Source organism: Brevibacterium sp. Z349TD_9, from assembly GCF_056173565.1.
Map to the genome: position 1 here is coordinate 3235950 of NZ_CM149680.1, position 23554 is coordinate 3259503.

Sequence of the window (23554 nt, forward strand, 5' to 3'; positions counted from 1 at the left end):
CGCGGACTGATTATCTGAGTCTGGTCGACCCCTGTACACCCGACACCGATACGCGCACACTGAACCTATGGCCAAGACGAACAGAATCATCAGCGTCTCCGTCCCCGTCAGCGACCTCGACGAGGCAACCCGCTTCTACACCGAGGTCCTCGGGTGCTCGGTCAGCTACGACGGCGAGCCGATGCCCGGCAACCGCATCGTCGAGGTGGCCCCGCCGGGATCGGACGTCGCGATCGTCCTCATCCCCAAGGGCAGTGAGATCCCCGTTGCCGTCCGCCTCGAGACCTCGGACGCCGAGGAGGCTCACGAACGGATCTCGGCCGCCGGCGTGACGATCCACAACGACGAGGTGCTGCGGTGGCCCGGGGTGCCGCCGATGTTCTCGTTCACCGACCCCGACGGCAACGGGCTCGTCTACCTCCAGGACGACTGAGCCCCGCCGGTTGAACCAAGCCGACCTGACCCCACCGTCGACCGGGCCATCCCGCCACCTGACCGTGGACGAACTGCCGCCTCGGCGGGGGTCAAACGGACGAATATCCTCCTCGACGGGGACCGACGGGACAACCATCCCATCCTCATGTTGAACCGACCACCTCCTGAGATCGAGGTCACCCCATGGGCGTTAGACTGCTCTGGTGCCTGAACCACGAACATCGCAGTCGCCAGTGACCGCCGACTCCGCGAACGCCAGCCCCCAGCCCACTCCCGACGGCCCCGGCCTCAAGGCCGGGATGAAGCCGCGCCACCTCGTGATGATGAGCCTCGGTTCAGCGATCGGCGCCGGACTCTTCGTCGGATCGGGTGCCGGAGTGCAGGCCGCCGGGCCGGCCGTGCTCATCTCCTATGTCGTCGCCGGTCTCATCGTCATCTTCGTCATGCGGGCGCTCGGCGAACTCGTCGCCGCCGACCCCAACCCAGGCGCGTTCTCCCACTACGCCGGCAAGGCGATGGGCCCGGCCGCGGCCTTCGCGGTCGGTGCCCTGTGGTGGGTGCAGCTGTGCCTCGTCGTCGCCGCCGAGGCGACCGCAGCCGCGCAGATCGCCGCGAGCTACATCCCGTCGGTCCCGCAGTGGGTGCTCGCGCTCATCATCATGATCGTCTTCACCGCGATCAACCTCACGACCTCGGGCAGCTTCGGTGAATTCGAGTTCTGGTTCTCCCTCATCAAGGTCGCCTTCGTCGCCCTCTTCGTCATCCTCGGCGTCGCCTACCTCGCAGGCTGGACCCCGGCGACCCCGCCGGCGGAGATCTTCACCGACGGCTTCATGCCCACCGACATCCCCGGCGTCGCCGCCGGCCTCCTCGTCGTCGCCTTCGCCTTCGGCGGCATCGAGATCGTCGCCGTCGCCGCCGCCGAGACCTCCGACCCCAGCCGCTCGGTAAGCAAGGCGATCAAGACGATCGTCTGGCGCATCCTCTTCCTCTACATCGGCTCGGTGGCGATCATCGTCCTCGTCCTCGACTGGACCGACCCGCGCCTGGCCGAATCGCCGTTCGTCGCCGTCCTCGAGACCGCCGGCCTGCCGTTCATCGCCTCCCTGCTCGCCGGCGTCATCGTCATCGCCCTGCTCTCGTCGATGAACGCGAACATCTACGGCGCCTCCCGCATGGCGTTCTCGATGTCGCGCCGCTCGATGCTCCCTGCCGGCCTCGGCACGACGAACCGACGCGGCGTGCCCGTGGCCGCCGTCCTCGCGACCTCGGTCTTCGGCTTCATCGCCGTGGCACTCAACTACTTCTGGGCCGCCGAGGTGCTCGGAGTCCTCCTCAACATCGTCGGCTCGACGCTCATCGTCACCTGGGTTGTCACCCTGGTCTCCCAGCTCATCCTCCGCCGCCGCGCCGAGGCCGCCGGCACTCCCCTGCCGCTGAAGATGTGGCTGTTCCCCGGCCTGACCTACCTCACGCTCGCCGGCATCGCCGCCATCATCATCCTCGGCCTCACCGTCGAATCCGTGCGCTTCCAGATCATCGGCACCCTGATCTTCTCCGTCGCGCTCTACTTCATCGGCATGGCCGTCACCCGCCGTCAGAAGGCGAAGGGGATCGTCGCCGAGGTGTGACCCGCCGAGGTGGTCCCTGCCGGCCCCTGTCCCGCGCAATCCGCGCGGGGCGGGGGCCGACGCGTACGCTCAGTAGGCGAGTTTCGCTCGCAGACCGTCCGCGATCTCAGTCAGCGCCGCATGCTCCGGGGCCCGTGCGATCCAGCCGTCGAGCATCGCAAGCGTCTGCCTCTCGTGCCGGGCGAAGTGCCGTCCGGCGTACTCGCGCATCGGAATCGGCGACACCCGCTCGGCGAGCTCGAGGACGGCCCGCGCCACGGCGGGCAGAATCGGCACCGGCACACCGGTGACCGCGCGGACCGCCTCGGCGGCGGCGTCGCTCGGACGACGGAGATGAGTGAGGAGCTCATCCCATTCCCCGCCGTCGATGCTCAGTTCGGCGAAGAAGGGCGTGAAGACCGCGGGCGGCACGAGCAGCGCCTCGAGCGGCACCGGGAGGACGAGTGACCCGAGCGCACGGGTGAGACGACGCACGGGCTCGGCCGGGCCGGCGACGAAGAAGGCCGTTGCGCCCAGCGGCGTCCAGAACCGCACGGTGTGCGAGGTCGTGCGTTCGGAGAGGAATGCGGGACCGAAGACGACGACCTCGGCGCCGGGGAAGAGTGACCGGGCAACTTCGAGGTCGCCGTCGACCTGGCTCGTGATCGCCACCCACCGAGGAGCGACCGCTCGCACCGCCGCGGCGACATCCTCATCGAGGTCGCCCGGCCGCGTCGTGAGCACGACGAGATCCCACGAGTCCTGGACGCGCCGGTCACGGGCGTTGCGGCTCCTGCCGCGCTGCCAGTGCCGTCGCGCCTCTGTGATGGAGACCCCTGTGCCGTCGGCTGCCGCAGTCTCACTGCCTTCGTCGCTCCCGGGCTTGAGCCGGAACCCTCCGGCCTCCTCGATGCCGGCCCAATCGGTGATCGTCACCCGTCGCGTCGATGCGGCGTCTCGGGCAGCGTCGACTCCCGACGCGTCATCTTGGGCGAGTTCGTCGAACCATCCGACGCGCAGCGGGTACACCGCCTGCGGTCGTTCCAGCGGCGTGCGCGTGACGACGACGGTCTCATGCCGGTCGCCGAACAGCGCGGCACCGGCGATGCCGATCGCCCCGGCGCCCTGGAAGAGGATCCTCATGGCCGGTGAACCAGCGCATTCGCGATCGCCGCGACCCCGTCGCCGCGACCGGTCAGCCCGAGCCCGTCGGTCGTCGTCCCCGACACGGACACCTCCGCGCCGACGGCGCGCGACAGCGCCTCCTGCGCCTCAGCCCGGCGGGTGCCGATCTTCGGCCGGTTTCCGATGACCTGGACGGAGATGTTGCCGATCGCGAATCCGGCTTCGCGGACGAGTCGGCCCGCCTCGGTGAGGAGTCTGACCCCGGACGCCCCGGCGAACTCCGGACGGTCGACGCCGAAATGCTCCCCGAGATCCCCGATCCCCGCCGCCGAGAAGAGCGCATCGCAGCACGCGTGCGCGGCGACGTCGGAATCCGAGTGCCCCTCGAGGCCTCGTTCGCCGGGCCAGAGCAGTCCAGCCACCCAGAGCTCGCGTGACGGGTCGTCGGAGAACGCGTGGACATCGACGCCGATCCCCGTGCGCGGAATGGTCATCGCCTCACCCTTCGTCTTCGCTTGGTCTGATTCGACGACGGAGCCCTGTCCGGACAGCAGTCGTCTACTGCCAGGGTAGTGGTTCAGCGGCCGCGTGTGCGGGCGATGTGCTCGGCGAGGACGAGGTCGAGGGGGTAGGTGATCTTCAGGGACTCCTCATCACCGGCGACGGCGACGACATCGACGCCGAGGCGCTCGACGAGCCCCGCATCGTCGGTGGCCTCACGAGCGTTCGCACCCTGAGTGCGCACCTCCTCACGGTAGGCATCGTGGGCCCTGCGGAGGATCTCGGCGGCGAACCCCTGCGGCGTCTGGACCCGCCGCAGACTCCCCCGGTCGAGGTCACCGCGCAGGATCTCGAAGTCGGCGTCTGCGGGGGCACCGTGGACCGCCTCCGCCCGCCGGACGGTGTCGATCATGGGCAGGACGGGGACGACCGCCGCGGCGCCGGAGGACACCGCATCGACGACCCGACGGAAGACATCAGGCGGGGTGAGCGCCCGGGCGGCGTCGTGGACGAGGACGACGTCGTGCTCACCGGCGGCACGCAGTCCGGCGTCGACGGACTCGACGCGGTCGGCACCGCCGACGACGGCGACGATCTCGACGTCGGCTGCGCTGTCCGCCGCGTCATCCGCATCAAGCCGCCCGCGGACCTCGTCGATCTCGGCGCGGGCGAGAAGCAGAAACTCCTCGGGAGCCGCGACCACGATGGTGGTGGCGACTCCCGAGGAGATGATGGCCTCAAGACTGTGGGCGAGCAGCGTGCGCCCGTCCACGGAGACGAAAGCCTTCGGCTCGGGATGACCCAAGCGCGTTCCCGACCCTGCGGCCGGGACGATGACGCAGGTGCTCAGGACGCGAGCACTTCGTCGAGGAGGGCTTCGGCTTCGGACTCCTCTTTCTTCTCGGCGAGGGCGAGCTCGGAGACGAGGATCTGCCGCGCCTTGGACAGCATGCGCTTCTCACCGGTGGAGAGTCCGCGATCCTGCTCACGGCGCCAGAGGTCACGGACGACCTCGGCGACCTTGATGACGTCACCGGACTGGAGCTTCTCGAGGTTCGCCTTGTACCGGCGGGACCAGTTGGTCGGCTCTTCGACGAATTCCGCGCGGAGGACGGTGAAGACCTTCTCGACACCCTCTTCTCCGACGACGTCGCGGACACCCACGAGGTCGCAGTTCTCAGCGGGAACCTCGATCACGAGATCGCCGTGCGCGACCTGGAGCTTGAGATACAGTTTCTCCTCACCCTTGATGGTTCGTTGCCTGATTTCTTGGATTGTCGCTGCACCGTGATGTGGATAGACAACAGTGTCGCCGACCTGGAAACTCATATTCTCTTCAAACCCCTTTCGCGGAATCCCAGTTTACCATGAGGCGCGCCACAGAAATCGCCCAGGCAGCCGATTCTCCGTGCTAGGCTCAGCCTTTTTGCCCACTGTCCGCAGCGTGCTCGTCGGACAAGTGATCCTCCTCTCCGGGATCTCCCAGCCGGTTCTACGGAAGGTCAAAAACCGGGTAGTATACAGACGGATCTTGTATTGCCACTTCAAGGAGCACAATGAAACGGCACAACCGCGCGGCTCTCGCAGTTGCCGCAATCGCGCTCGTCCTCCCGGTCAGCGGGTGCGCCAGCCTGCTGTCGCCTCACCAGACCGCCGAGTACCAGTACAACGGCGGCGACGGAGCCTGGGGAACGGTCGGCGACATCGAGGTGCGCGGTCTCCTGCTCATCATGGATGAGAGCGGCAAGGGCCCGGCCCAGCTGTTCTTCACGCTCGTCAACAAGGGCGATGCTCCTGCCGAGGTCTCCGTCGAGGTCTCCGGGCAGACCATCACCGAGACCGTCCCGGCCGGCGAGACCTTCGTCCAGGATCCGGAGAGCCCGGCGTCGTCGACGGACGAACCGGTCATCGTCGACAGCCTCCAGGCCAAGCCCGGCGACCTCGTCGACATCACCGTGGCCACCGGCGGCCAGGAGAAGACGATCCAGACCCAGGTCCTCTCCGATGTGCTCCCCTACTACGAGGAGTACGTCCCGACGCCGTCGCCGTCGGACATGCCGACCGACGAGCCCACCGGCAGCAGCGCCGGCGAGGAGACTTCCACGGGAAGCACGAGCACCGAGGGCGCGACCACCGAGAGCACCGCTCCTGCAGAGGGCACCGCGTCCGCCGACGGCTGACGCGCGCACAGCGAAGGGGCCGCTCACCACATGGTGAGCGGCCCCTTCGCTGTCTGCCCTCAGGCCTCGAACTTGTACCCGAGTCCGCGGACGGTCGTGAGCAGCTGCGGCTCCGAGGGGTTCTCCTCGACCTTCGCGCGCAGGCGCTTGACGTGGACGTCGAGGGTCTTCGTGTCCCCGACGTAGTCCTCGCCCCAGATCCGGTCGATGAGCTGACCGCGGGTCATCACGCGCCCGGAGTTGCGGACGAGGATCTCGAGGAGCTCGAACTCCTTGAGCGGCATCGACAGCTCTTCGCCGCGCACGGACACGACGTGGCGTTCAACGTCGATCCGGACCCCGCCGGCTTCGAGGATCGACTCGTCGAAGCTCTCGGCCTCGACGTTGCGGCGCAGCACCGCCCGGACCCGGGCAAGGAGCTCGCGCGAGGAGTACGGCTTCGTCACATAGTCGTCGGCGCCGAGCTCAAGCCCCACAACCTTGTCGATCTCCGAATCCTTGGCGGTGAGCATGATGATCGGCACATTCGACTTCGCGCGCAGCTCACGGCACACCTCGGTGCCCGAGGCACCGGGGAGCATGAGGTCGAGGAGCACCAGGTCGGCACCATTGCGATCGAACTCCGCGAGAGCCTTGAGTCCGTCATCGGCAACAGTCACCTCGTACCCCTCCTTGCCGAGCAGGTACGACAGCGGATCCGAGAACGAATCCTCGTCCTCAACAAGCAGAATTCGAGTCACGTCGTGAGCTTCCTTTGTTCGCTTCCAGTGGGCAAAACCTGGGCAGTCCCATTCTCCTCCGCGCCCTCGGCGTTGTCATGCGCCGAGGCTGCCGCCGGGTCAGCGTCGACCCGGTCGTCCGCAGTCCCGGAGTCGTCCCCGGCCTGCGCGGAGTGTTCGAGGAGGACTCCCGCCGGCGCGGACGAGGTCGCCTCGGCGACGGTCTGCGTCCCGGCGAGCGGGAGGACGATCGTGAACGTCGAGCCCTTCCCGAGTCGGCTCCACACGCGCACCTCACCGCCGTGGGTGGCGACGATGTGCTTGACGATGCTCAGGCCCAGGCCGGTGCCGCCGGTGATCCGGGAGCGGGCGGGGTCGACGCGGTAGAAGCGCTCGAAGACCCGCTCCGTGTCCTGCCGGGAAAGGCCGATGCCCTGATCGGTCACCGAGATCTCGACGCGCTCGTCGACGAGCTCGACCCCGACGCCCACGCGCGTGCCGTCGGGAGAGTAGTTGATCGCGTTGTCGATGAGGTTGCGCACCGCGTTGACGAGGAGTTCGTAGTTGCCCTCGACGAGGAGGGACGACGGTGGGGCGACCTCGATGTGGATCCGCTTCGCCTCGGCTCGGGTGTGGGCACGGTCGGCGGCATCCTCGACCACCTCGGCGGCGGAGATCTTCTCCGTCGTCGACGGAGCCGCATGGTCCTGGACCCGGGAGAGGTCGATGATCTCCTGGACGAGCTGGGTCAGGCGCTTCGACTCCCGCTGCATGCGTCCGCCGAAGCGCTCGACGGCGGCCGGGTCGTCGGAGAAGTCGGTGACCGCCTCGGCGAGGAGGGCCATCGCCCCGATCGGGGTCTTGAGCTCATGGGAGACGTTGGCGACGAAGTCCCGGCGCACGGCGTCGACGCGTTTGGACTCGGTCTGGTCGTCGCAGAGGACGAGGATGAACGCGGTGCCCAGCGGAGCGATGCGCGCGTGGAGGTAGCGGAGGACCGAGTCGGAGAGCTCGCGCTTCTGCTCGAGGTCGATCTCCTCGATGAGCCCGCGTGCGCGCACCCGTTCGACGACCTCGAGCATCTCCGGCGACGACAGGGAATGACCTCTGACCAGGCCGAACGTGTAGGCGGCGGGTGAGGCTTTGACGACGTCGTCACCGGCGTCGAGGACGATCGCAGCGGACGGGAGGACGGCGAGCACCTCGGCGATGCCCTCGGGCAGATCGTCTTCGGAATGCAGATCGGCAGCATCGCGGGAGCGTTCGCTGAAACGGAACGCGAGTATGCCCGCTATGCCGAGTCCCAGGCCGACGATGCCGGTCAGGACCGCTACAATCAAGAGATCCACGTGACCAAGCTTAGGCGCAGTCTGCTCGGCGGTCGCACCGGATTCACTCGCTGACAGGCCTTTTGGCGAGGAATTCACCGAACCGACAAGTCTCGTTCACACGGCGCTGGAAAGCTGGGGTCAGTGTGCCTGCCCGGATCCCCGAGCACGCGGCGATTCCGCCCGGGCCGCGGGCACGGCCGATCGACGAGAACTGCGCCACGCACTCTCACCTCGCACGAGATTAAGGAAACGCACTCAATGCGCGAAGTCTTCAGGAATGAGCTCGACGAACTGGCCACCCAGCTCGTCGACATGTCCACCAAGGTCCTCGACTCCATCCGCCTGGCCAACCAGGCCGTGCAGAACAACGATCTCGATCTCGCCGAACGGGTCATCGAGGCCGACGCGGACATCGACGCCATGCAGCACACTCTCGATCAGCAGGCCGCGGAGATCCTCGCCCTGCAGGCCCCCGTCGCCGCCGATCTGCGCGCCGTCATCGGTGCCCTGCGGATGAGCGCCTCACTCGAGCGGATGGGCGACCTCGCCCGCCACATCGCCCAGCAGGTCCGCATCCGCTACCCCGAGTCCGCGATCCCGCAGCACTTCTCCGGCACCTTCGCACGCATGGGCGATGCGGCGGAGAAGATCGCCGAGGCGACCGTCAACCTCCTGTCGAATCCGGGACTGTCGATGGTGCCGACGATCAACGCGATCGACGAGGAGCTCGACGAGCTCCACCTCTCCGTCTTCGCGAAGCTCGCCGACGCTCCCGCGGAGGACCTCGCGCCGCGCCACATCGCCGACGTCACGCTCCTCTCCCGCTACTACGAGCGCTTCGGCGACCACGCCGTCTCCGTCTCGCAGAAGGTCGAGTACCTGCTCACCGGCAACTGGGAGCCCTACCTCTCCCGCAAGTGAGCGCAGGCTCGCAGTCGTGCACACCGTCCCGGTCAGGGGCGTGAGCGCAGGCTCGCACCGCTGACAACGACGATCGCCGAGGTGGTTCCTCCACCTCGGCGATCGTCATTCACCTCCCGGACGACCCCGACCGGAGTGACCCATTCCCGGGTGCGGCCGTCCAGGTCCGCCCGAGTCGAGGTCACTCTGGTCAGATTCACCGCGCGATCTCCTGCCCGTTCCGTCCTGAGGCCGCTGCTCCGAGTTCACTCTCGGCGCCGGCACCTGCGGTCTCAGGGTGCTCGCGGGCCACGACCGTGCGACGCCGCGGCCGCTCGCCTCGGCGGGGTCTCCCGCCTCGGCGCAGGACCACACGCCCGATGCCCCGCGCGACCGTCCGCAGCGCCCCCGTGGTCACGGCGACTCCGAGGATGAGGAGGCCGCCGCCGATGAGCTCGGGCACCGTGGGCCGATCCCCGAGGACGAGCCACGCTGCACCGACTCCCACGGGCGGGACGAGGAGTGTGAACGGGGCGACCTGCGAGGCGGGGAAGCACGCGAGCAGGGAGTTCCAGATGACATACCCGATGAGCGAGGCGACGCCAGCGGTGTAGACGACGGATGCGAGCACACCCCAGGTCGGGTGCAGGACGGCGCGGGCCACCTCGGCGGGCCCGTCGATGAGGAGGGAGAGCCCGAGCATCGGCACGGGGACGACGAGACCCGACCACACGGTCATCTGCAGTCCGCTGATCCCCGGCTTGACCCCGCGGGCGATGACATTGCCGATCGCCCACGACAGGGCGGCGGCGAGGCAGACGACGAAGGCGGCGACGGGTGTCGAGGCCTCGAGGCTGAGCCCGATGACCGCGAGCCCGGTGAGGCCGATGAGGATGCCGATGACCTGTCGGCGGGTCGGGGTCTCGCGCAGCGCGAGGGCGGCGACGACGACGGTGAAGGCGGCTTGGATCTGGAGGATGATCGAGGACAGGCCCACCGGCAGGCCGAGGAAGAGCGAGGTGTAGAGGAGGCCGAACTGTCCGGCGGACATGAAAACGCCGATGAGGAGGATGCGCCCGAGGCTGCCGCGGGGGAAGCGCACGAAGAGGATCGCCGGGATGACGACCATGGTGAACCGCGCGGCGACGAGGAGCAGGGGCGGCCAATCGCGGAGTCCGAAGTCGATGAAGACGAAGTTGACGCCCCAGAGGACGACGACGAGAAGCGCGAGGAGCTGGTGGACGGGTCGCATGACCTCAGGATCCCAGCGCGCTGATCAAATTTCCATTGAAAGTCCTTACGCGGACTCATTACAGTAATTTGATGATCGACATCGTCGCCCTGCGCACCCTCGTCGCCCTCGACGCGCTCGGCTCCGTCACGGCCACGGCCGACTCCCTCGGCTACACCCCGGCCGCGGTGAGCCATCAGCTCCAGAAGCTCTCGCGCTACCTCGGCGCCCCGGTCACCGAGCGCTCCGGACGCGGCATCTCGCTCACCCCCATGGGCCGTGAGCTCAGCAGCCGGGGCGCGCAGATCCTCCACGACCTCGAGGGCATCGAGGCCGAGGCGCGGGCGCGTTCGGGCGAACCGCGCGGGCGCATCACGGTCGGCGGGTTCTCCACCGGCATCCGCGGTCTCCTCGTGCCGGCGCTGCCGAGACTGCGGGAGGCGGCGCCAGAACTCACGGTGACGAACGTCGAGTCCGATCCCGATGAGCTCGTCGAGATGGTCTCGGCGGGGCGGATCGACGCCGCGCTCATCTTCGACTGGAACAGCTCGGTCCTCCGCCTGCCCTCGACCCTGACCTCGGAGGTCATCGCCGTCGACCGGGCCGACATCGTCATGCACCGCGACCACCATCTCGCCTCGCGCGCCGAGGTGACCCGCACCGACCTCGTCGGCGAGGTCTTCGTCTCCGCCCCGCGCGGGGCGGTGTGCCATCGGTGGCTCGTTGCGCTCTTCGAGGATCTCAGCTCGGAGCCGCGCGTCGAGTACTGGGCCGTCGAGTACGACACCCAGGTCGAGTTCTGCCGGTCGATGCGGGCGCTGGCGCTCGTCCCCCGACTCGGGAGGCCGCACCTGCCGGCCGACGTCACCGCGGTGCCGCTCGACGATCCGACGATCGCCCGGTCGATCCACGTCGTGTGGCGCCGCTCGATGACGAACTCCCCGGCGATCGCCCTGCTCCGGGAGGAGCTCCAGGCGATCGCCGGGGAGTTCGAGACGGCGTGCGGCTGAAGCTGCCTGGCCTCAGCGGCCCTGGTTGGCGACCTTGCCGATCGCTTCCTTCGCGGCCTCGGGGTCGAGGTAGGTGCCGCCGGGGGTGACAGGCGTGAAGTCCTCGGTGAGCTCGTAGTGGAGCGGGATGCCGGTGGGGATGTTCAGCCCGGTGATGTCGGCGTCGGAGATCCCGTCGAGGTGCTTGACGAGCGCCCGCAGGGAGTTGCCGTGGGCGACGACGAGGACGGTGCGGCCGTCGGCGAGCTCGGGAACGAGGACGTCGTACCAGTACGGCAGGAGACGGTCGATGACGTCGGCGAGGCATTCGGTGCGCGGCACCGAGTCGCCGAGGTTGGCGTACCGCGGATCGTGGGCCTGGGAGAATTCGGAGGCATCGGAGAGCGCAGGGGGCGGGGTGTCGAAGGACCGACGCCACGTCATGAACTGCTCTTCGCCGAACTCGTCGCGGATCTCCTTCTTGTCCTTGCCCTGCAGCGCTCCGTAGTGGCGTTCGTTGAGGCGCCAGCTGCGGTGGGTGTCGAGCCAGGAGAGGTCGGCGGCATCGAGTGCGAGGTTCGCGGTGAGGATCGCGCGCTTGAGGCGCGAGGTGTGGACGACGTCGGGGATGAGGTCGGCTTCGCGCAGCAGCTCGCCGGCGCGCTTGCCCTCGGCACGGCCCTTCTCGGTGAGGGTGACATCGACCCAGCCCGTGAAGAGGTTCTTCTGGTTCCATTCGCTTTCGCCGTGGCGCAGCAGGATGAGGTTATGCGTCATGGCCCCTATCTTCGCACGAGACCCCGCGCGGGTGCCCGCCGGTCCGCGGCCGGCTCCGCGCCCTCGACTCCCCGCCACCGATGGGACTCGCGACGGCCCGACCTAAGGGCGCTCAGAGTACGGACATGGGTCTTGCATGACGGAACGCTGGGAGTAGTCTTCGCATATGTCCGATCGCACGCCAGCCCCCGACCCCCGTCCGTCCGCGAAGCCGCAGTCGACGGCCGAGCGCAGTTCGATCATCGCGGTGACCGCGCTGCCCGTCCTCGTCATCCTCGCCGGCATCGCGGGATTCCTCTCCCCGGACACGTTCACTCCGCTGGCCCCGACGATCACGTGGAGCCTCGGCGTGGTGATGTTCTTCATGGGACTCACCCTCACCCTCCCGGACTTCGCGAGGATCGCGAAGCGCCCGTGGGTCGTCGTCCTCGGCGTCGTCACCCAATACGTGGCGATGCCGCTGCTCGGCCTCCTCGTCGTCACCGTCTACAGTCTGCCGCCTGAGATCGCCGTCGGCGTCATCCTTGTCGGCTGCGCCCCCGGCGGCACCGCGTCGAACGTCGTCACGTACCTCGCGAAGGGCGACACCGCACTGTCGGTGTCGATCACGACGCTCTCGACGCTGCTCGCTCCTGTCCTCACTCCCCTGCTCACGCTGTGGCTGGCCGGGTCGTACATGGACGTGCCGTTCTGGTCGATGTTCGTCTCGATCTGTCAGACGGTGCTCGTGCCGGTCATCGTCGGCGTCCTCGTCCGTCTCGTCGCCTCACGTCTCGTCGATCGGATCGCGCCCGTGCTGCCGTGGCTCGCCTCGATCGCGATCGCCTACATCGTCGCGATCGTCGTCGCCGGGTCGGCCGGATCGATCGCCTCGGCGGGCATCCTCGTCCTCCTCGCCGTGATCACGCACAACCTCCTCGGGCTCGGCGTCGGCTACGGTGTGGCCACGGCCTGCCGCCTCGACACCCCGACCCGCCGAGCGCTCGCGTTCGAGGTCGGACTGCAGAACTCGGGCCTGGCCTCGACGCTGGCGACGACCTACTTCTCCCCGCTGGCGGCGCTGCCCGGCGCGGTCTTCAGCGTGTGGCACAACGTCTCCGGTGCCGTCCTCGCCTCGATCTTCGCCCGCCTGCCCTACGGCAAGCCGCCCGCCGAGGCGACCGAGCAGTCCCGCACGCCGCAGTCGGCGTGAGCCGCCGTCCACGTCGACGCGCGGACTCCAAGCGCGACGAAGCACCCCGGTCGGGATTCGGCGAAATCGCCCCGCACACGATCGATATCGCCGATCGGCGCTTCACGGTCAGGCACACGAGCGGGGACGAGAGTCCGGTGCTCGGTTGGCTCAGCTGACGACGGACAGGTCCCGGGCCGATGCGCACCGCTTCTACGAACGCCTCGGATACACCGCGAGTCACGAGGGACTCAAACTCGACCTCGGACTCACATCCACTTGACGCCGTCGACCTCGAATTCGCGTATACGGTAGGCGATCATATCTGCGAGGAGGGCGTCGGGGATCTCCTCGTCGTACGGCAGTCTGATCGACCCTTTGCCGGTGTCGAAGTCGGTGAGCCTGTCGGCGAAGGCGTCCTTCGTGCTCGGCGTGAAGACGACGTTCGCGTGCCGCTGGTACCCGGCGAACGCGAAGAGGATGGTGTCGAGGAAGTACGCCGGATTGCCCCACTTGAGGCCCTCGCCCGCGGTCGGGGCGTGTTCCCGGCTGAGGTCGCGCAGGTGACGGAGGAAGTCCTGCTGCTCGACCGAGTCGAAGGTCGCGATGTATTCGTCGACATTGCCCGGCCTGCTCAGATCCACTCGCTTGATCATCGTCGGTCGCCGTCGGTCGTCGGGTGCCCGGTCGGCGCAGCCTCTCCCCCGGGGTCGTTGGGACTCGGCTCAGGCCGCTCGGGCCCAATCGTGCCGAGGAACTCATTGTCCGGGCTGTCGAGGACATGTTCGAACGCCGCGAGATTCCGGGTCGACTCACCGCGGCTCACCCGCCATGCCCACTCCTTCTTCATGCCCGTGAGGAATCCGAGCAGGAGGAGTTCGTTGAACGACTCGTCGGCGACGGTGAGGATCTCACCGAGGAGAGCGTCGAGGTCGTCGAGGAGACGGTCGACCGGAACCGTGGCCCTCAGATAGACGTCGCCGAGGTGGTCGATCCCGAAAGACGCCGCTCCGAGCTTCATGTTCTTTCGCAGCAGCCACCGGTTGAAGGCCTCGGCGTTCTCGTCCGGGTGCCGGATGACGAAGGCCGCGAGCTCCGCCGTCCGCGCGGAGACGACGATCGACACGGTCGTCTTGAGCTTCCGCTCTCCCGGCAGGACGACGGCGATCGACGTGTCGTCGAGGCTGTCGACGGCGACGTCGTTGGCCTCGGCCCAGCCCGTGATGCCCTGCATGAGCACGGCCGGCTCGACGCTCATCAGCGCCATCCTCCGCACACGCCCGGGGCCGTGAGGTCGCTCGCGTCGCGGGTGCCGCGGTCTCCGGCCATGCCCCGGGAAGCGGCTCCGATTCCCGAGCGGATCCGGGCAGAGTCCTCGCGTTCCCCGGCGACGGCGTCGAGGACGGCGGCGACGGTCCGGTTCCAGTCGAAGCGCTGCGACCGGGCCGCCGCATGGTCGGCGAGTTCGGCCCGCAGCTCCGCGTCGCCGAGGAGCCTCTCCAGGGTGAGCGCCCAGTGCCGCGGGTTGTGGTCGGCGATGAGCAGTCCCGAATATCCGTTCTCGACGATCTCCGGCAGTCCGCCGACGGCCGCGGCGATCGACGGCAGACCGGAAGCGGCCGCCTCGGCGGCGACGAGCCCGAAGGACTCGCTGCGCGAGGGCACGAGGAGGACGTCCGCGGCACGGTAGTAGGTGACGAGTTCGGCCGCAGGCACGGGCGGCCTGACCTCGACATTCGGTTCCGCGGCGATCGCCGCCGACAGCGTGGCGTGGAAGTCGGAGGGCGTGTTCCACTCGCGATCCGGAGCGGTCCGCCCGCGTCCGTCCGCACCGGCACGACCAGCGCCGCGGGTGCCCGGTCGCGCAGAGGGTTCGACCCATCCGGAGGCCGCGCCGAGGAGGACGCCCCGTGTCCGCGCGGAGAGCTCGGGGTTGTTCTCGTGAAGGCAGGCCAGGGCATCGACGACGACGTCGGTGCCCTTGATGAACTGCATCCGTCCGACGTAGAGGACGAGGTTCTCATCGGCCGCGAGTCCCAGTTCGGCGCGGGCGGCCCGCCGCGATCCGGGTGAGAAGAGGGCATGGTCGACGCCGGGCCGGGCGACGACGACGGAGGCAGGATCAGCACCGAGCTCGCCGATGAGGTCACGGCGCTCAGCCGGGGTGTTCGCAACGAGGAGGTCGACGCCGGCGGCGATGCGCTCCTCGGTGCGGAGTCGGCGCGGGGATTCCTCGGCGGTATCGGAGTCCCGGTTCTTCACGGCACCGATCGTGTGCATGCTCGCGATGATCGTCGGCCGCGGCCCGCCCCGGGTGCGCACGGCACGCAGGGCCGCCTCGGCGGAGATCCAGTAGTGGGCCCACACGAGGTCTGCGGCGGTGAAGACGGGGTGGGCTGTGAGCAGGCGGGCGAGGTCGTCGAGCCTGCCCGCGAGCGCGTCCTTGCTGTCGGCGTCGACGTCGAGACGGTGGAGGCGGAGGTTGGGTGCGAGGGTGACCGAACGCGCCTGCTCGTCGCCGGCGACGCCGAGGCCGTGCGGGTCGGCGGTGAAGACGTCGACCTCGTGTCCTGATGCGGCAAGGGCCCTGACCGTATGGTCGACGTAGACATTCATCCCGCCCGCATCGCCCTGCCCGGGCTGAGCCGCAGGCGAGGTGTGAAGTGAGAGGACGGAGATGCGCACGGAGTCAGTCTAGCCAAAGAAGTCGCCGAGGATCCGGCGGACCTCATGGCGACCCCGCCACAGGATCGATCCGGCCGGCAGCACTTCGAGGCGCGAACCGGGGATCGCGGCGGCGATCTCCTCGGCGATGAAGGCGGGGTGGGCGGGGTCGTCCTCGTGGGTGAGGACGAGGACCTCGCCGGCGAAGTCGCGCAGCCGCTCCGCCGCGGCGTCGAGGCCGCCGCCGAGGTACTGCCCGTCGACGGCGATCTCGAGCGCGAGTCCGAGCCCGTCGGACATGTCCGTGGTGACGAGGTTCTCGGCCTTCGTCCGGGTCCACGCTCGCGCCGGGAGGAGGTCGGCCACCTCGGCAGGCTCACGGGAGAGCATGAGGTCGGTGATGCCCTCGACGTCACCATCGGCGACGAGGCCGCGCAGGGACTCGAGGTAGGCGGTGTGGGAGCGAACCACCTCGGCGGGGAAACCGGCGAACGAGGCGGGGAGGACGAGGGCGACCTTCTCGAGGCCCTCGGTCACGGGATGACCGTCGCTGAGCAGGCGCAGGAGTCCGCCGGCGGACATCGAGACCACGAGCGCCCTGGTCGCCGAGGTGGCGGTGAGGGCCTCGGCGAGCGCTTCGGCGATGAGGGCATAGTCCCAGCCAGGGCCCGGCGAGGGGCGACCGCCGTGGCCGAAGAGGTGGAGGAAGTGCTTGGTGCCGGAGATGCCGGTGCCGAAGGGCCGGGTGTCGCGGATCGCGCCGGCGAAGCCGTGACTGAAGAGGGTGTGCGGGTCGCCGGAGCCGAACGTCGCGATATACCCGGTGTCGGCACCGGGGAAGTTGAAATCCTCGCTCATCCCCGGGTCAGCGGTTCCGATTCCTGGGGTCGATGGCCTTGATCTTCGGGCGCACGTCGGTGAGGTAGACGATCGCGCCGACGAGGGCGAGGAGGTTGAGGAAGATCATGCTCATGCCCAGCGGCGGGAGCGCGATGAGAGCGAGCGCGAGACCGACGGCGAGCAGGATGACCCAGAACTTCTTCGACTGCTTGTCCACCGCACGGTAGTTCTCATCCTTGTACCGCAGCGAGTCGATGAACGCCCAGAGTTGGACGATGAACGCCGCAACCGTGAGGGCGAGAAAGACCAGGCGCTGAAAGTCAGCAATGAGTTCCATGCCCTTAAGCCTAGCAATCGGGCCTGACACCGGCACCGGGGCAACTCACAGGATGCCCGTCCACCGGATCCCGGCGCACACCGCCATCGCGAGGATGACGCAGACGAGCATCGGCACACGCACCACCGCGGCGAGAACGCCCACTCCGACGCCGATGAGGCGCGCCGGGTCGGCGAGCGCCTGACCGTCGAAGACCGCCGTCGTCGCGAAGACCGCCCCGATGAGCACGACGGTGGCCCTGTCCATCCAGGCCGTGACCCGCGAGGTCGGTTCGTCGGGATCGCTCGCCGAGGCGGTCGGGCCTCCGGTTCCGACTGACGTTTCCGACTCGGTCGGCATTGCCGTTGCTGGTCCGGTCGTCGCACCCGCTTCGGTGGCCACGTCGGCTCCGGTGGCTACGTCGGCCGCTGTGCCCGCGGTCGTTCCGGTGGTCGCACCGGCTTCGGTGGCCACGCCGGCCGCCATGCCCGTGGTAGTTCCGGCCGCCGGGCCCGCTTCGGTGGCTATGTCGGCTTCCATGCCCGAGGTCGTTCCGGTAGTCGCGAGCGTCCGACGCCGTCCGCGCACGGCGAGCGCAGCGCCCACCTTCACTCCCGCGAAACGCATGACGTAGGTGCCGATGCTCAGCGCGGCGAGCGCGATGAGAAAGGTCGTCGGATTCACTTCGCGGCCTCGCTATCAGTCGGACCCGAGCTACGGGGCTGCATGGTCGGGGGCTGCGAAATTGTCGGCGGCTTGGGCATCGTCGGCGGCTGCGAAAATGTCGGTGGCTGAGACATTGTCGGTGGCAGCGACTCGGCGGACTTTCTCGGCCGTCGCACCTCGGCGGGCACGGCCATCTCGTGGTCAGGCGGCGCTCCACACCCCTCGTAACCGGGCACAGTTCTGCGCCCCTCGTGGCCGGGCACAGTTCTGCGCGTCCTCCTCTCCCTCACCGCTCGGCGGACGAACCAGCCGAGGGCGACGAAGGCGAAGACGGACAGCGAGGTCACGGCCCCGAGGCCGAGCGGGAGGATCGGCGTGAGGCAGACTGCGACGAGGATGCCGGCGAGCGTGAGGCAGAGCGTCGAGCGGTTCCGCAGATCGCCGCGGATGAGGCAGAAGAGGATGATCGGGAACGCCGCGTCGAGGCCGAGCATGTCGGCGTCGATGACGCTGCCGAGCCACTGCCCAACGACCGCACCCGAGGGCCACATGATCGCGATCGCGACTCCCATGAGGAGGAACGCCCGCCACCGCTGGCGGTCGTTCCCACCTGTGCGTGCCACTGCCGTCGATTCGTCGTTGATCCAGTGCGAAGCGATGAGAGCTCGCCAGTCCTGCGGGAAGAACGGACCGACGGCCACACCGAACGCGAAGTTGCGCGAATTGACGAGCAGTCCGGCGAGGACCGCGAGGATCGGCGCTCCCCCGGCGGCGATCACTCCGACGAAGGTGAACTCGGCGGCACCGCCGAGGGCGAAGGCCGCGAGCATGAGCGTCTGCCACCACGCGAAGCCTGACACCTGCGAGATCGCACCGTACGAGAGCGCGACGGCGACGATCGTCACCGTGATGATGGCGACTGCCCGGTAGGTCGAGGACGGCAGAACGCGCCCGATCGTGCGGAATGGTGAACTCATGTTCACCATAGTGCACACCGCGTAAGAGGTTCGTCAACCGGAACGGCAGTGCGGAATAATGAACGACAGCTAAGATGATCGTATGAGCGGAGCAACGGCATGAGCGCGGCGGCAGACGACTCCCCCAGTCCCGAGACGAGAGACCCATCCGTCAAGGGCAACGTCGAGGACAGCAGCGTCGACCAGGTCAACGGAGATCACGGGAACCGCGTCCACGACAACAGCACCGCGACCGACTCGTCGACCCCGCGGGCCCAGGTCGCGGCCGCGGTCAAGCGCGAACGGCAGCGGGCGGGACTCTCCCTCTCCGAGGTCGCGCGCCGAGCCGGCATCGGCAAGTCGACGATGTCCGGACTCGAGGCGGGAACGGCTAACCCGAGCCTCGAGACGATGTGGGCCCTCGCCGCGGCTCTCGACATTCCGCTCTCACGGCTGCTCGATCCCCCACAGCAGGAGATCGCCCTCCACCACGTTCGTGACATGCCGAGCCTGCCGTCGACGACGGCGAACTATGTCGCCACCCTGCTCTCGGCTTCCCCGCCCACGGCACGCCGCGACATCTACTTCATCCAGGCCGAACCCGGCGAATCACGCAATTCCCATCCGCATCCGGCGGGCACGATCGAGCACGTCATCGTCGGTCGCGGGGCGGCACGGATCGAAGCGCTCGGCCAGTCGTTCGAGCTGGCCGCCGGTGACTACCTCGTCCACCCGGGTGATCAGCCGCATTCTTTCACAGCCCTCGAACCCGGTACGAACTGCATCTTCGTCGTCGAGAGCCGCTGACCAGCCCCGCCCCTTGCCGTTGACCAGGCCCGCCGCCTGCCGCTGACCGGCCCCGCCGCTCGCCGCTTGGCAGCCTCAGCCCAGCCCCACCCTTTGCCGCTCGGCAGCCGCAGCCCAGCCGCAGCCCTATTCGACCGGCGGACCGTCGGCCTTGTCCTCGGCGAGCGAGGGCAGGCGTTCGTGCGCGGCGTCGTTCGTCAGGCCGGCCGCCTGGAGCAGGTCGGCGGCGACGGGCCGGAGGAGGAGGACGAGGGATTCGTCGTGGATGTCCCAGCTCTTCTCCGCCCTGGGATCGAGTTCGCCCGCGGCTTCGGACAGGGCCACCTCGGCGAGCGATCTGTCGGTTCCCCGACGCAGCGCGATCTCGAGCTTCTTCGCTCCGTCGGCGAGGGATTCGACGTAGTCGGCGATGATCGGCTTCTCGACGCCGAGTTCGGTGATGCCGACGACGCGGCGGGCGATGACGCGGATCGTGCGCATCGCCCGATCGGAGTAGGTGTGGGCACGGGAGAGCCGGGTCACCTCGGCGGCATGACGGCGGCCGCGCGCATTGATCTTCGCCGCCTCCTTCGACACCTGCAGCGACGAGCCCCACGAGTCGATGATGTCCTGGGTCTCGCGGGCTCGGGTGAGGGCGCGCATCGCGAGTTCGGTATCGGCGTCGCGCAGGGCCTTCGACATCATCGTGAGCACGGCGCTGACCTCGTCGAGAAGGTTCGCGGCGAGTGCGCGCGGGACCTTGCGGGCATCGCGGGGGATGATGAGGGCGAGGACGATCGCGAAGAGCGAGCCGACGAGGGCGTCGAGCGTGCGCGGGAACGGCAGGGTCGTCGCGGTGGCGGGCACGACGACGACGTAGACGGACTGGACGGCGATCTGGGTGATGAAGATGCCGCCGGAGTTGAGCACCGTGCCGATGACGAGGCCGATGATGAGGGTGAGCGCGAGCTGCCAGATGCCGCTGCCGTAGATGTTGACGAGCACCTCGCCGACGAGCACCCCGAAGGTCGCACCGATGCCGATCTCAAGCGAGCGGCGCAGGCGGCGATCGGCGACGGGGCCGATGCCGACGGCGGCGGCGACGGCAGCAAGGAACGGGTAGGGGTGGCCGAGGATGTAGACGCAGAACGCGTAGGCGGCGGTGGCCGCGATGGGGATCTGGATGAGCTGTCCGGAGTTCGCCCACACGCGCCTGAAGCCGAGGCGGAGGCGGTGGGCGACGATGTTGAACCCTCGCTTGATCAACCCGCTGACCTGGGTCTTCGCCATCCGATCCGGCCCCCTCTCGCGCTCGTTGTACTCAGATTACCGGAATTGTGACATGCTAAAGTCTGTGCGCCGAGGAGGCTGAAGAATGACGACGAACCTGACCCGAGACGAAGCGCAGAGCCGATCGCATCTGCTCAAGGTCAAGACTTACACCGTCCATATCGATGTGAGCAACGCCGAGTCCGATGCCGACACCTTCACCTCCCGCACCGTCGTCGAGTTCAAGGCTCGCTCCGACTCCCAGACCTTCATCGACATCATCGCCGACTCTGTCTCACTTGTGCAGATCAACGGGGAGGACCTCTCCCCCGCCGAGGTGTTCGACGGTGCCCGTGTCACGTTCCCCGTTCGTGAGGGGAAGAACACCCTGACGATCGAGGCGCAGACCCGGTACTCCACCTCGGGTGAGGGACTCCACCGATTCACCGATCCCGCCGATGGCAAGGTCTACCTCTACTCGCAGTTCGAACCCACCGATGCCCGGCGGGTCTTCGCGAACTTCGACCAGCCCGACCTCAAGGCGAAGTTCGTCTTCAGCGTCACCGCCCCACAGTCGTTCCAGGTGCTGTCGAACCAGGTCGAGACGAGCCGGGAGACGGTGAGCGGGGACGGCAGCGCGGCCGTCACCCACTTCTTCGCACCGACGCTCAAGCAGTCGAGCTACATCACGTGCATCACCGCAGGCCCCTACGAGGGGGCGACGGACACGTGGACGGATCCGGTCACAGGCGAGACGGTCGACCTCGGCGTGTGGACGCGGGCGAGTCTCGTCGATCATCTCGACTCGGCCGACATCCTCGGGATCACGAAGGCGGGCCTCGACTTCTTCAGCGCCGAGTTCGACTACCCCTACCCCTGGGGCAAGTACGATCAGATCTTCGTTCCCGAGTACAACCTCGGCGCGATGGAGAATCCTGGACTCGTCACCTTCACCGATTCCCTCATCTTCCGGGACAAGGTCACCGACGCGATGTACGAGTCGCGGGCCAACGTCATCCTCCACGAGATGGCTCACATGTGGTTCGGCGATCTCGTGACGATGAAGTGGTGGGACGATCTCTGGCTCAAGGAGTCCTTCGCCGACTACATGGGCGGCCTCGCGCTCGCCGAGGCGACGCGGTTCACCGACGGATGGGTGACGTTCGCGCTGCGCCGCAAGGCGTGGGCGTACATGCAGGACCTCTACCCGACCACGCACCCGATCGTCGCCGACATCCCCGACGTCGAGGCCGCGAAGCTCAACTTTGACGGCATCACGTACGCGAAGGGCGCCTCGGTGCTCAAGCAGCTCGTCGCGTACGTCGGTCGGGAGGCGTTCTTCGCCGGATCCCGGCTCTACTTCAAGCGCTTCGCCTTCGGCAACACGGAACTCGCCGATTTCCTCGACTGCCTCGCTGAGGCGGCCCCCGACCGTGATATCGCCGGCTGGGCGGACGCGTGGCTGGGGACCTCGGGCGTCTCCGAGCTCTCGCTCGCTCTGACGACGAGCGCCGAGGACGACACCACCTCGGCGGGGGCCGGGTCCCGGAACGAGTCGACTGCGAACACTGCCGGTCGGGCCGGGTCGGGCCCGCAGCACGACCCCCGGGCGAGCATCACGGGCGCGACGATCACACAGTCGGATTCGGCTGAGGGCACGCGTCTGCTGCGCCCGCACACTCTGGAGATCGCCACGCTCGGGCGGTCGGGGCGCGACATCGTCCCCATTGACAGCGTGAAGTTCGACTTCGACGGGGAGTCCGCCGAGGTGGAGCAGCTCGTCGGGCGCACGCGTGGTGAGATCGCGCTGCTCAACTACGCCGATCACGACTATGCGCGGGTGCGTCTCGATGAGGCTTCGACGGAGGCGGCGATCACCTCGGTCTCGAGGATCGCCGACCCGCTCTCACGGGCCCTCGTATGGTCGGCGCTCGACAATGCGGTGCGCGACGGGCTGCTGCCCGTGCAACGGTACCTTACTGCTTATGCCCGCAGCCTCGGCAAGGAGAGCCATGCGGGGATCATGGCCGGCCTGAGCCAGACGGCGCTGCTCTGTCTCGATCAGTGGGTGGCGGAGCGGAACTTCGAGACCGCGATCTCGGGCCTGCTCGGTGCCGCGCTTGATGCGCTGGCGACGGCGAAGTCAGGGTCGGATGCGCAGCTGCATCTGGCCAATCTCGTGCTCTCGCTGACGTCGCGGACGGCGCGATGCATCGATGACAGTCCGTCGATCGCGATGGGTCGGGCGTTTGCGACTCAGGTCCTCGCCGTGCCGATCGGCGAGGAGATCGAGAGCATGAGCCCCGAGATCGTCGACGAGGCGACTGCGGGCACAGGTGGTCGCAGCGGTCAGGACGACGGATCAGCCGCAGGAGACCGGATCGCCTCGGGAGACGGGTCGAGCGGGTCCGGATCGGGCGGGACTGCGTCCCATCCTGATCGGGACGGTGTCGCCGAGCATGCAGCGGCTTCCCTGCCGTTCCGTGGTCTCATCAATGACCATGCCCTGCGATGGAACGCGATGACTGCGCTCGTGTGCCTCGGGTGGGCGGATCAGACGGACATCGCGCGCGAGACCCACCTCGATCAGAGCTCCTCGGGACGCCTGCGCGCCGAGACCGCCAATGCCGCCCTGCCGCTGCCGATCGTCAAGATGCGCGCATGGGAGACCGTCGTCACCGGGTCGCTGAGCAACGATGTGCTCTCGGCGATCATCTCCGGCTTCGTCGCTCCTTCGGCGCTGCCGATCACGGAGATGTACGTCGATGAGTACTTCGAGCGGCTTGCCGGGTTCTGGGCGGACAACTCGATCGAGATCGCCCGCCGTCTGGTGCTCGGCCTCTATCCGCGGTGGTCGGTCGACGAGGAGCGCGTCGTCGAGAAGACCGATGCGTGGCTCGCCGAACATCCTGATGCCCCTGCGGCGCTGCGGCGCCTGCTCATCGAGCGTCGTGACGATCTCGCTCGGGCGATCTACCTCAAGGCCCGCCAGACCTCGCGGCACTGAGTTCGCAGTCGGGCGGCCAGACCGACCCGATGCGGTGATGCGCACCTCTCCTGCTCCGCGACGGCCGACGAGGGCCGCGAC

Annotated in this window: 24 protein-coding genes; 8 read left to right on the forward strand and 16 right to left on the reverse strand. The window is 68.3% G+C overall.

The features are described from left to right. Positions 1-67 precede the first annotated feature (67 nt). On the forward strand, positions 68-433 hold the full coding sequence (locus AC0VYB_RS15045; RefSeq protein ID WP_009380501.1) for a VOC family protein: 366 nt from the start codon (positions 68-70) through the stop codon (positions 431-433). 235 nt (positions 434-668) lie between these two features. Continuing rightward, positions 669-2066 carry an amino acid permease gene (locus tag AC0VYB_RS15050; RefSeq protein WP_193338840.1) on the forward strand — a complete coding sequence of 466 codons (1398 nt, stop codon included), beginning with the start codon at positions 669-671 and terminating at the stop codon, positions 2064-2066. A 69-nt stretch (positions 2067-2135) separates the two neighbouring features. Here AC0VYB_RS15050 and AC0VYB_RS15055 read toward each other — a convergent pair whose 3' ends face one another. The 4 genes from AC0VYB_RS15055 to AC0VYB_RS15070 form a co-directional block, all read right to left on the reverse strand. Next, entirely contained in the window at positions 2136-3188 is a 1053-nt protein-coding gene (locus tag AC0VYB_RS15055) for a hypothetical protein (RefSeq protein WP_119296953.1), read from the reverse strand. Then, positions 3185-3664, reverse strand: a complete 480-nt coding sequence (gene ispF / locus AC0VYB_RS15060) for a 2-C-methyl-D-erythritol 2,4-cyclodiphosphate synthase (RefSeq protein ID WP_101623538.1) — start codon at positions 3662-3664, stop codon at positions 3185-3187. Before ispF ends, AC0VYB_RS15055 begins: the two co-directional genes overlap by 4 nt. A gap of 83 nt (positions 3665-3747) precedes the next feature. Next, positions 3748-4476 (reverse strand): IspD/TarI family cytidylyltransferase, encoded by a 729-nt coding sequence (locus AC0VYB_RS15065; protein WP_238614749.1) that lies wholly within the window; start codon positions 4474-4476, stop codon positions 3748-3750. 41 nt (positions 4477-4517) lie between these two features. Further along, positions 4518-5000, reverse strand: coding sequence for a CarD family transcriptional regulator (locus AC0VYB_RS15070; protein WP_009380496.1), 483 nt, complete (start codon positions 4998-5000; stop codon positions 4518-4520). A 227-nt stretch (positions 5001-5227) separates the two neighbouring features. On the opposite strand from AC0VYB_RS15070, the gene AC0VYB_RS15075 reads away from it, so the two are divergent. Then, positions 5228-5851, forward strand: coding sequence for a hypothetical protein (locus AC0VYB_RS15075; RefSeq protein WP_119296955.1), 624 nt, complete (start codon positions 5228-5230; stop codon positions 5849-5851). Positions 5852-5910: 59 nt separating this feature from the next. On the opposite strand, the gene AC0VYB_RS15080 is transcribed toward AC0VYB_RS15075, so the two are convergent. Together AC0VYB_RS15080 and AC0VYB_RS15085 are read right to left on the reverse strand one after the other, a co-directional pair. Next, positions 5911-6591 (reverse strand): response regulator transcription factor, encoded by a 681-nt coding sequence (locus tag AC0VYB_RS15080; RefSeq protein WP_009380494.1) that lies wholly within the window; start codon positions 6589-6591, stop codon positions 5911-5913. After that, a complete protein-coding gene (locus AC0VYB_RS15085) occupies positions 6588-7919 on the reverse strand; it encodes a sensor histidine kinase (RefSeq protein WP_051995626.1) in 1332 nt (443 codons plus the stop codon). The genes AC0VYB_RS15080 and AC0VYB_RS15085 overlap by 4 nt, the downstream gene beginning before the upstream one ends. Before the next feature lie 240 nt (positions 7920-8159). On the opposite strand from AC0VYB_RS15085, the gene phoU reads away from it, so the two are divergent. Then, complete coding sequence (gene phoU, locus AC0VYB_RS15090; RefSeq protein WP_009380492.1) at positions 8160-8822, forward strand: phosphate signaling complex protein PhoU; 663 nt, start codon at positions 8160-8162, stop codon at positions 8820-8822. A 196-nt stretch (positions 8823-9018) separates the two neighbouring features. On the opposite strand, the gene AC0VYB_RS15095 is transcribed toward phoU, so the two are convergent. Next, positions 9019-10053 (reverse strand): EamA family transporter, encoded by a 1035-nt coding sequence (locus tag AC0VYB_RS15095; protein ID WP_475384791.1) that lies wholly within the window; start codon positions 10051-10053, stop codon positions 9019-9021. A 71-nt stretch (positions 10054-10124) separates the two neighbouring features. Between AC0VYB_RS15095 and AC0VYB_RS15100 the strand changes: the two genes are divergently transcribed. Continuing rightward, positions 10125-11042, forward strand: a complete 918-nt coding sequence (locus AC0VYB_RS15100) for a LysR family transcriptional regulator (protein ID WP_009380490.1) — start codon at positions 10125-10127, stop codon at positions 11040-11042. 12 nt (positions 11043-11054) lie between these two features. On the opposite strand, the gene AC0VYB_RS15105 is transcribed toward AC0VYB_RS15100, so the two are convergent. After that, a complete protein-coding gene (locus AC0VYB_RS15105) occupies positions 11055-11798 on the reverse strand; it encodes a phosphoglyceromutase (protein WP_475384792.1) in 744 nt (247 codons plus the stop codon). Positions 11799-11964: 166 nt separating this feature from the next. Here AC0VYB_RS15105 and AC0VYB_RS15110 point away from each other — a divergent pair, with 166 nt between their 5' ends. Then, complete coding sequence (locus tag AC0VYB_RS15110) at positions 11965-12990, forward strand: bile acid:sodium symporter family protein (protein ID WP_063250052.1); 1026 nt, start codon at positions 11965-11967, stop codon at positions 12988-12990. Between the two features lie 248 nt (positions 12991-13238). Here AC0VYB_RS15110 and AC0VYB_RS15115 read toward each other — a convergent pair whose 3' ends face one another. Genes AC0VYB_RS15115 through AC0VYB_RS15145 form a run of 7 tightly spaced genes read right to left on the reverse strand, consistent with a single transcriptional unit; the run spans position 13239 to position 18432 of the window. Beyond that, positions 13239-13625, reverse strand: a complete 387-nt coding sequence (locus AC0VYB_RS15115; protein WP_040342358.1) for an iron chaperone — start codon at positions 13623-13625, stop codon at positions 13239-13241. Continuing rightward, on the reverse strand, positions 13622-14227 hold the full coding sequence (locus AC0VYB_RS15120; RefSeq protein ID WP_009380485.1) for a YbjN domain-containing protein: 606 nt from the start codon (positions 14225-14227) through the stop codon (positions 13622-13624). Before AC0VYB_RS15120 ends, AC0VYB_RS15115 begins: the two co-directional genes overlap by 4 nt. Then, on the reverse strand, positions 14227-15654 hold the full coding sequence (locus AC0VYB_RS15125; RefSeq protein ID WP_100227529.1) for a glycosyltransferase: 1428 nt from the start codon (positions 15652-15654) through the stop codon (positions 14227-14229). Before AC0VYB_RS15125 ends, AC0VYB_RS15120 begins: the two co-directional genes overlap by 1 nt. A gap of 9 nt (positions 15655-15663) precedes the next feature. Further along, positions 15664-16491 (reverse strand): alpha/beta hydrolase, encoded by an 828-nt coding sequence (locus AC0VYB_RS15130; RefSeq protein ID WP_259788278.1) that lies wholly within the window; start codon positions 16489-16491, stop codon positions 15664-15666. A 7-nt stretch (positions 16492-16498) separates the two neighbouring features. Further along, a complete protein-coding gene (locus tag AC0VYB_RS15135; protein ID WP_009380482.1) occupies positions 16499-16810 on the reverse strand; it encodes a DUF2516 family protein in 312 nt (103 codons plus the stop codon). 45 nt (positions 16811-16855) lie between these two features. Continuing rightward, entirely contained in the window at positions 16856-17473 is a 618-nt protein-coding gene (locus AC0VYB_RS15140; RefSeq protein WP_366232156.1) for an AzlD domain-containing protein, read from the reverse strand. After that, positions 17470-18432 (reverse strand): AzlC family ABC transporter permease, encoded by a 963-nt coding sequence (locus AC0VYB_RS15145; protein WP_176472481.1) that lies wholly within the window; start codon positions 18430-18432, stop codon positions 17470-17472. Before AC0VYB_RS15145 ends, AC0VYB_RS15140 begins: the two co-directional genes overlap by 4 nt. A 99-nt stretch (positions 18433-18531) precedes the next feature. Here AC0VYB_RS15145 and AC0VYB_RS15150 point away from each other — a divergent pair, with 99 nt between their 5' ends. Continuing rightward, positions 18532-19218, forward strand: coding sequence for a helix-turn-helix domain-containing protein (locus tag AC0VYB_RS15150; protein ID WP_063250046.1), 687 nt, complete (start codon positions 18532-18534; stop codon positions 19216-19218). Positions 19219-19344: 126 nt separating this feature from the next. Here AC0VYB_RS15150 and AC0VYB_RS15155 read toward each other — a convergent pair whose 3' ends face one another. Further along, positions 19345-20487 carry an FUSC family protein gene (locus AC0VYB_RS15155; RefSeq protein ID WP_009380477.1) on the reverse strand — a complete coding sequence of 381 codons (1143 nt, stop codon included), beginning with the start codon at positions 20485-20487 and terminating at the stop codon, positions 19345-19347. Positions 20488-20572: 85 nt separating this feature from the next. Between AC0VYB_RS15155 and pepN the strand changes: the two genes are divergently transcribed. Continuing rightward, positions 20573-23473 carry an aminopeptidase N gene (gene pepN / locus AC0VYB_RS15160; protein WP_475384793.1) on the forward strand — a complete coding sequence of 967 codons (2901 nt, stop codon included), beginning with the start codon at positions 20573-20575 and terminating at the stop codon, positions 23471-23473. The last annotated feature ends 81 nt before the right edge of the window (positions 23474-23554 follow it).

Coding starts and splice junctions, on each gene's coding strand:
- AC0VYB_RS15045 (WP_009380501.1), top strand. CDS start 68: ATGGCCAAGACGAACAGAATCATCAGCGTCTCCGTCCCCGTCAGCGAC.
- AC0VYB_RS15055 (WP_119296953.1), bottom strand. CDS start 3,188: ATGAGGATCCTCTTCCAGGGCGCCGGGGCGATCGGCATCGCCGGTGCC.
- ispF (WP_101623538.1), bottom strand. CDS start 3,664: ATGACCATTCCGCGCACGGGGATCGGCGTCGATGTCCACGCGTTCTCC.
- AC0VYB_RS15070 (WP_009380496.1), bottom strand. CDS start 5,000: ATGAGTTTCCAGGTCGGCGACACTGTTGTCTATCCACATCACGGTGCA.
- AC0VYB_RS15075 (WP_119296955.1), top strand. CDS start 5,228: ATGAAACGGCACAACCGCGCGGCTCTCGCAGTTGCCGCAATCGCGCTC.
- phoU (WP_009380492.1), top strand. CDS start 8,160: ATGCGCGAAGTCTTCAGGAATGAGCTCGACGAACTGGCCACCCAGCTC.
- AC0VYB_RS15095 (WP_475384791.1), bottom strand. CDS start 10,053: ATGCGACCCGTCCACCAGCTCCTCGCGCTTCTCGTCGTCGTCCTCTGG.
- AC0VYB_RS15100 (WP_009380490.1), top strand. CDS start 10,125: ATGATCGACATCGTCGCCCTGCGCACCCTCGTCGCCCTCGACGCGCTC.
- AC0VYB_RS15105 (WP_475384792.1), bottom strand. CDS start 11,798: ATGACGCATAACCTCATCCTGCTGCGCCACGGCGAAAGCGAATGGAAC.
- AC0VYB_RS15110 (WP_063250052.1), top strand. CDS start 11,965: ATGTCCGATCGCACGCCAGCCCCCGACCCCCGTCCGTCCGCGAAGCCG.
- AC0VYB_RS15115 (WP_040342358.1), bottom strand. CDS start 13,625: ATGATCAAGCGAGTGGATCTGAGCAGGCCGGGCAATGTCGACGAATAC.
- AC0VYB_RS15120 (WP_009380485.1), bottom strand. CDS start 14,227: ATGAGCGTCGAGCCGGCCGTGCTCATGCAGGGCATCACGGGCTGGGCC.
- AC0VYB_RS15130 (WP_259788278.1), bottom strand. CDS start 16,491: ATGAGCGAGGATTTCAACTTCCCCGGTGCCGACACCGGGTATATCGCG.
- AC0VYB_RS15135 (WP_009380482.1), bottom strand. CDS start 16,810: ATGGAACTCATTGCTGACTTTCAGCGCCTGGTCTTTCTCGCCCTCACG.
- AC0VYB_RS15145 (WP_176472481.1), bottom strand. CDS start 18,432: ATGAGTTCACCATTCCGCACGATCGGGCGCGTTCTGCCGTCCTCGACC.
- AC0VYB_RS15150 (WP_063250046.1), top strand. CDS start 18,532: ATGAGCGCGGCGGCAGACGACTCCCCCAGTCCCGAGACGAGAGACCCA.
- AC0VYB_RS15155 (WP_009380477.1), bottom strand. CDS start 20,487: ATGGCGAAGACCCAGGTCAGCGGGTTGATCAAGCGAGGGTTCAACATC.
- pepN (WP_475384793.1), top strand. CDS start 20,573: ATGACGACGAACCTGACCCGAGACGAAGCGCAGAGCCGATCGCATCTG.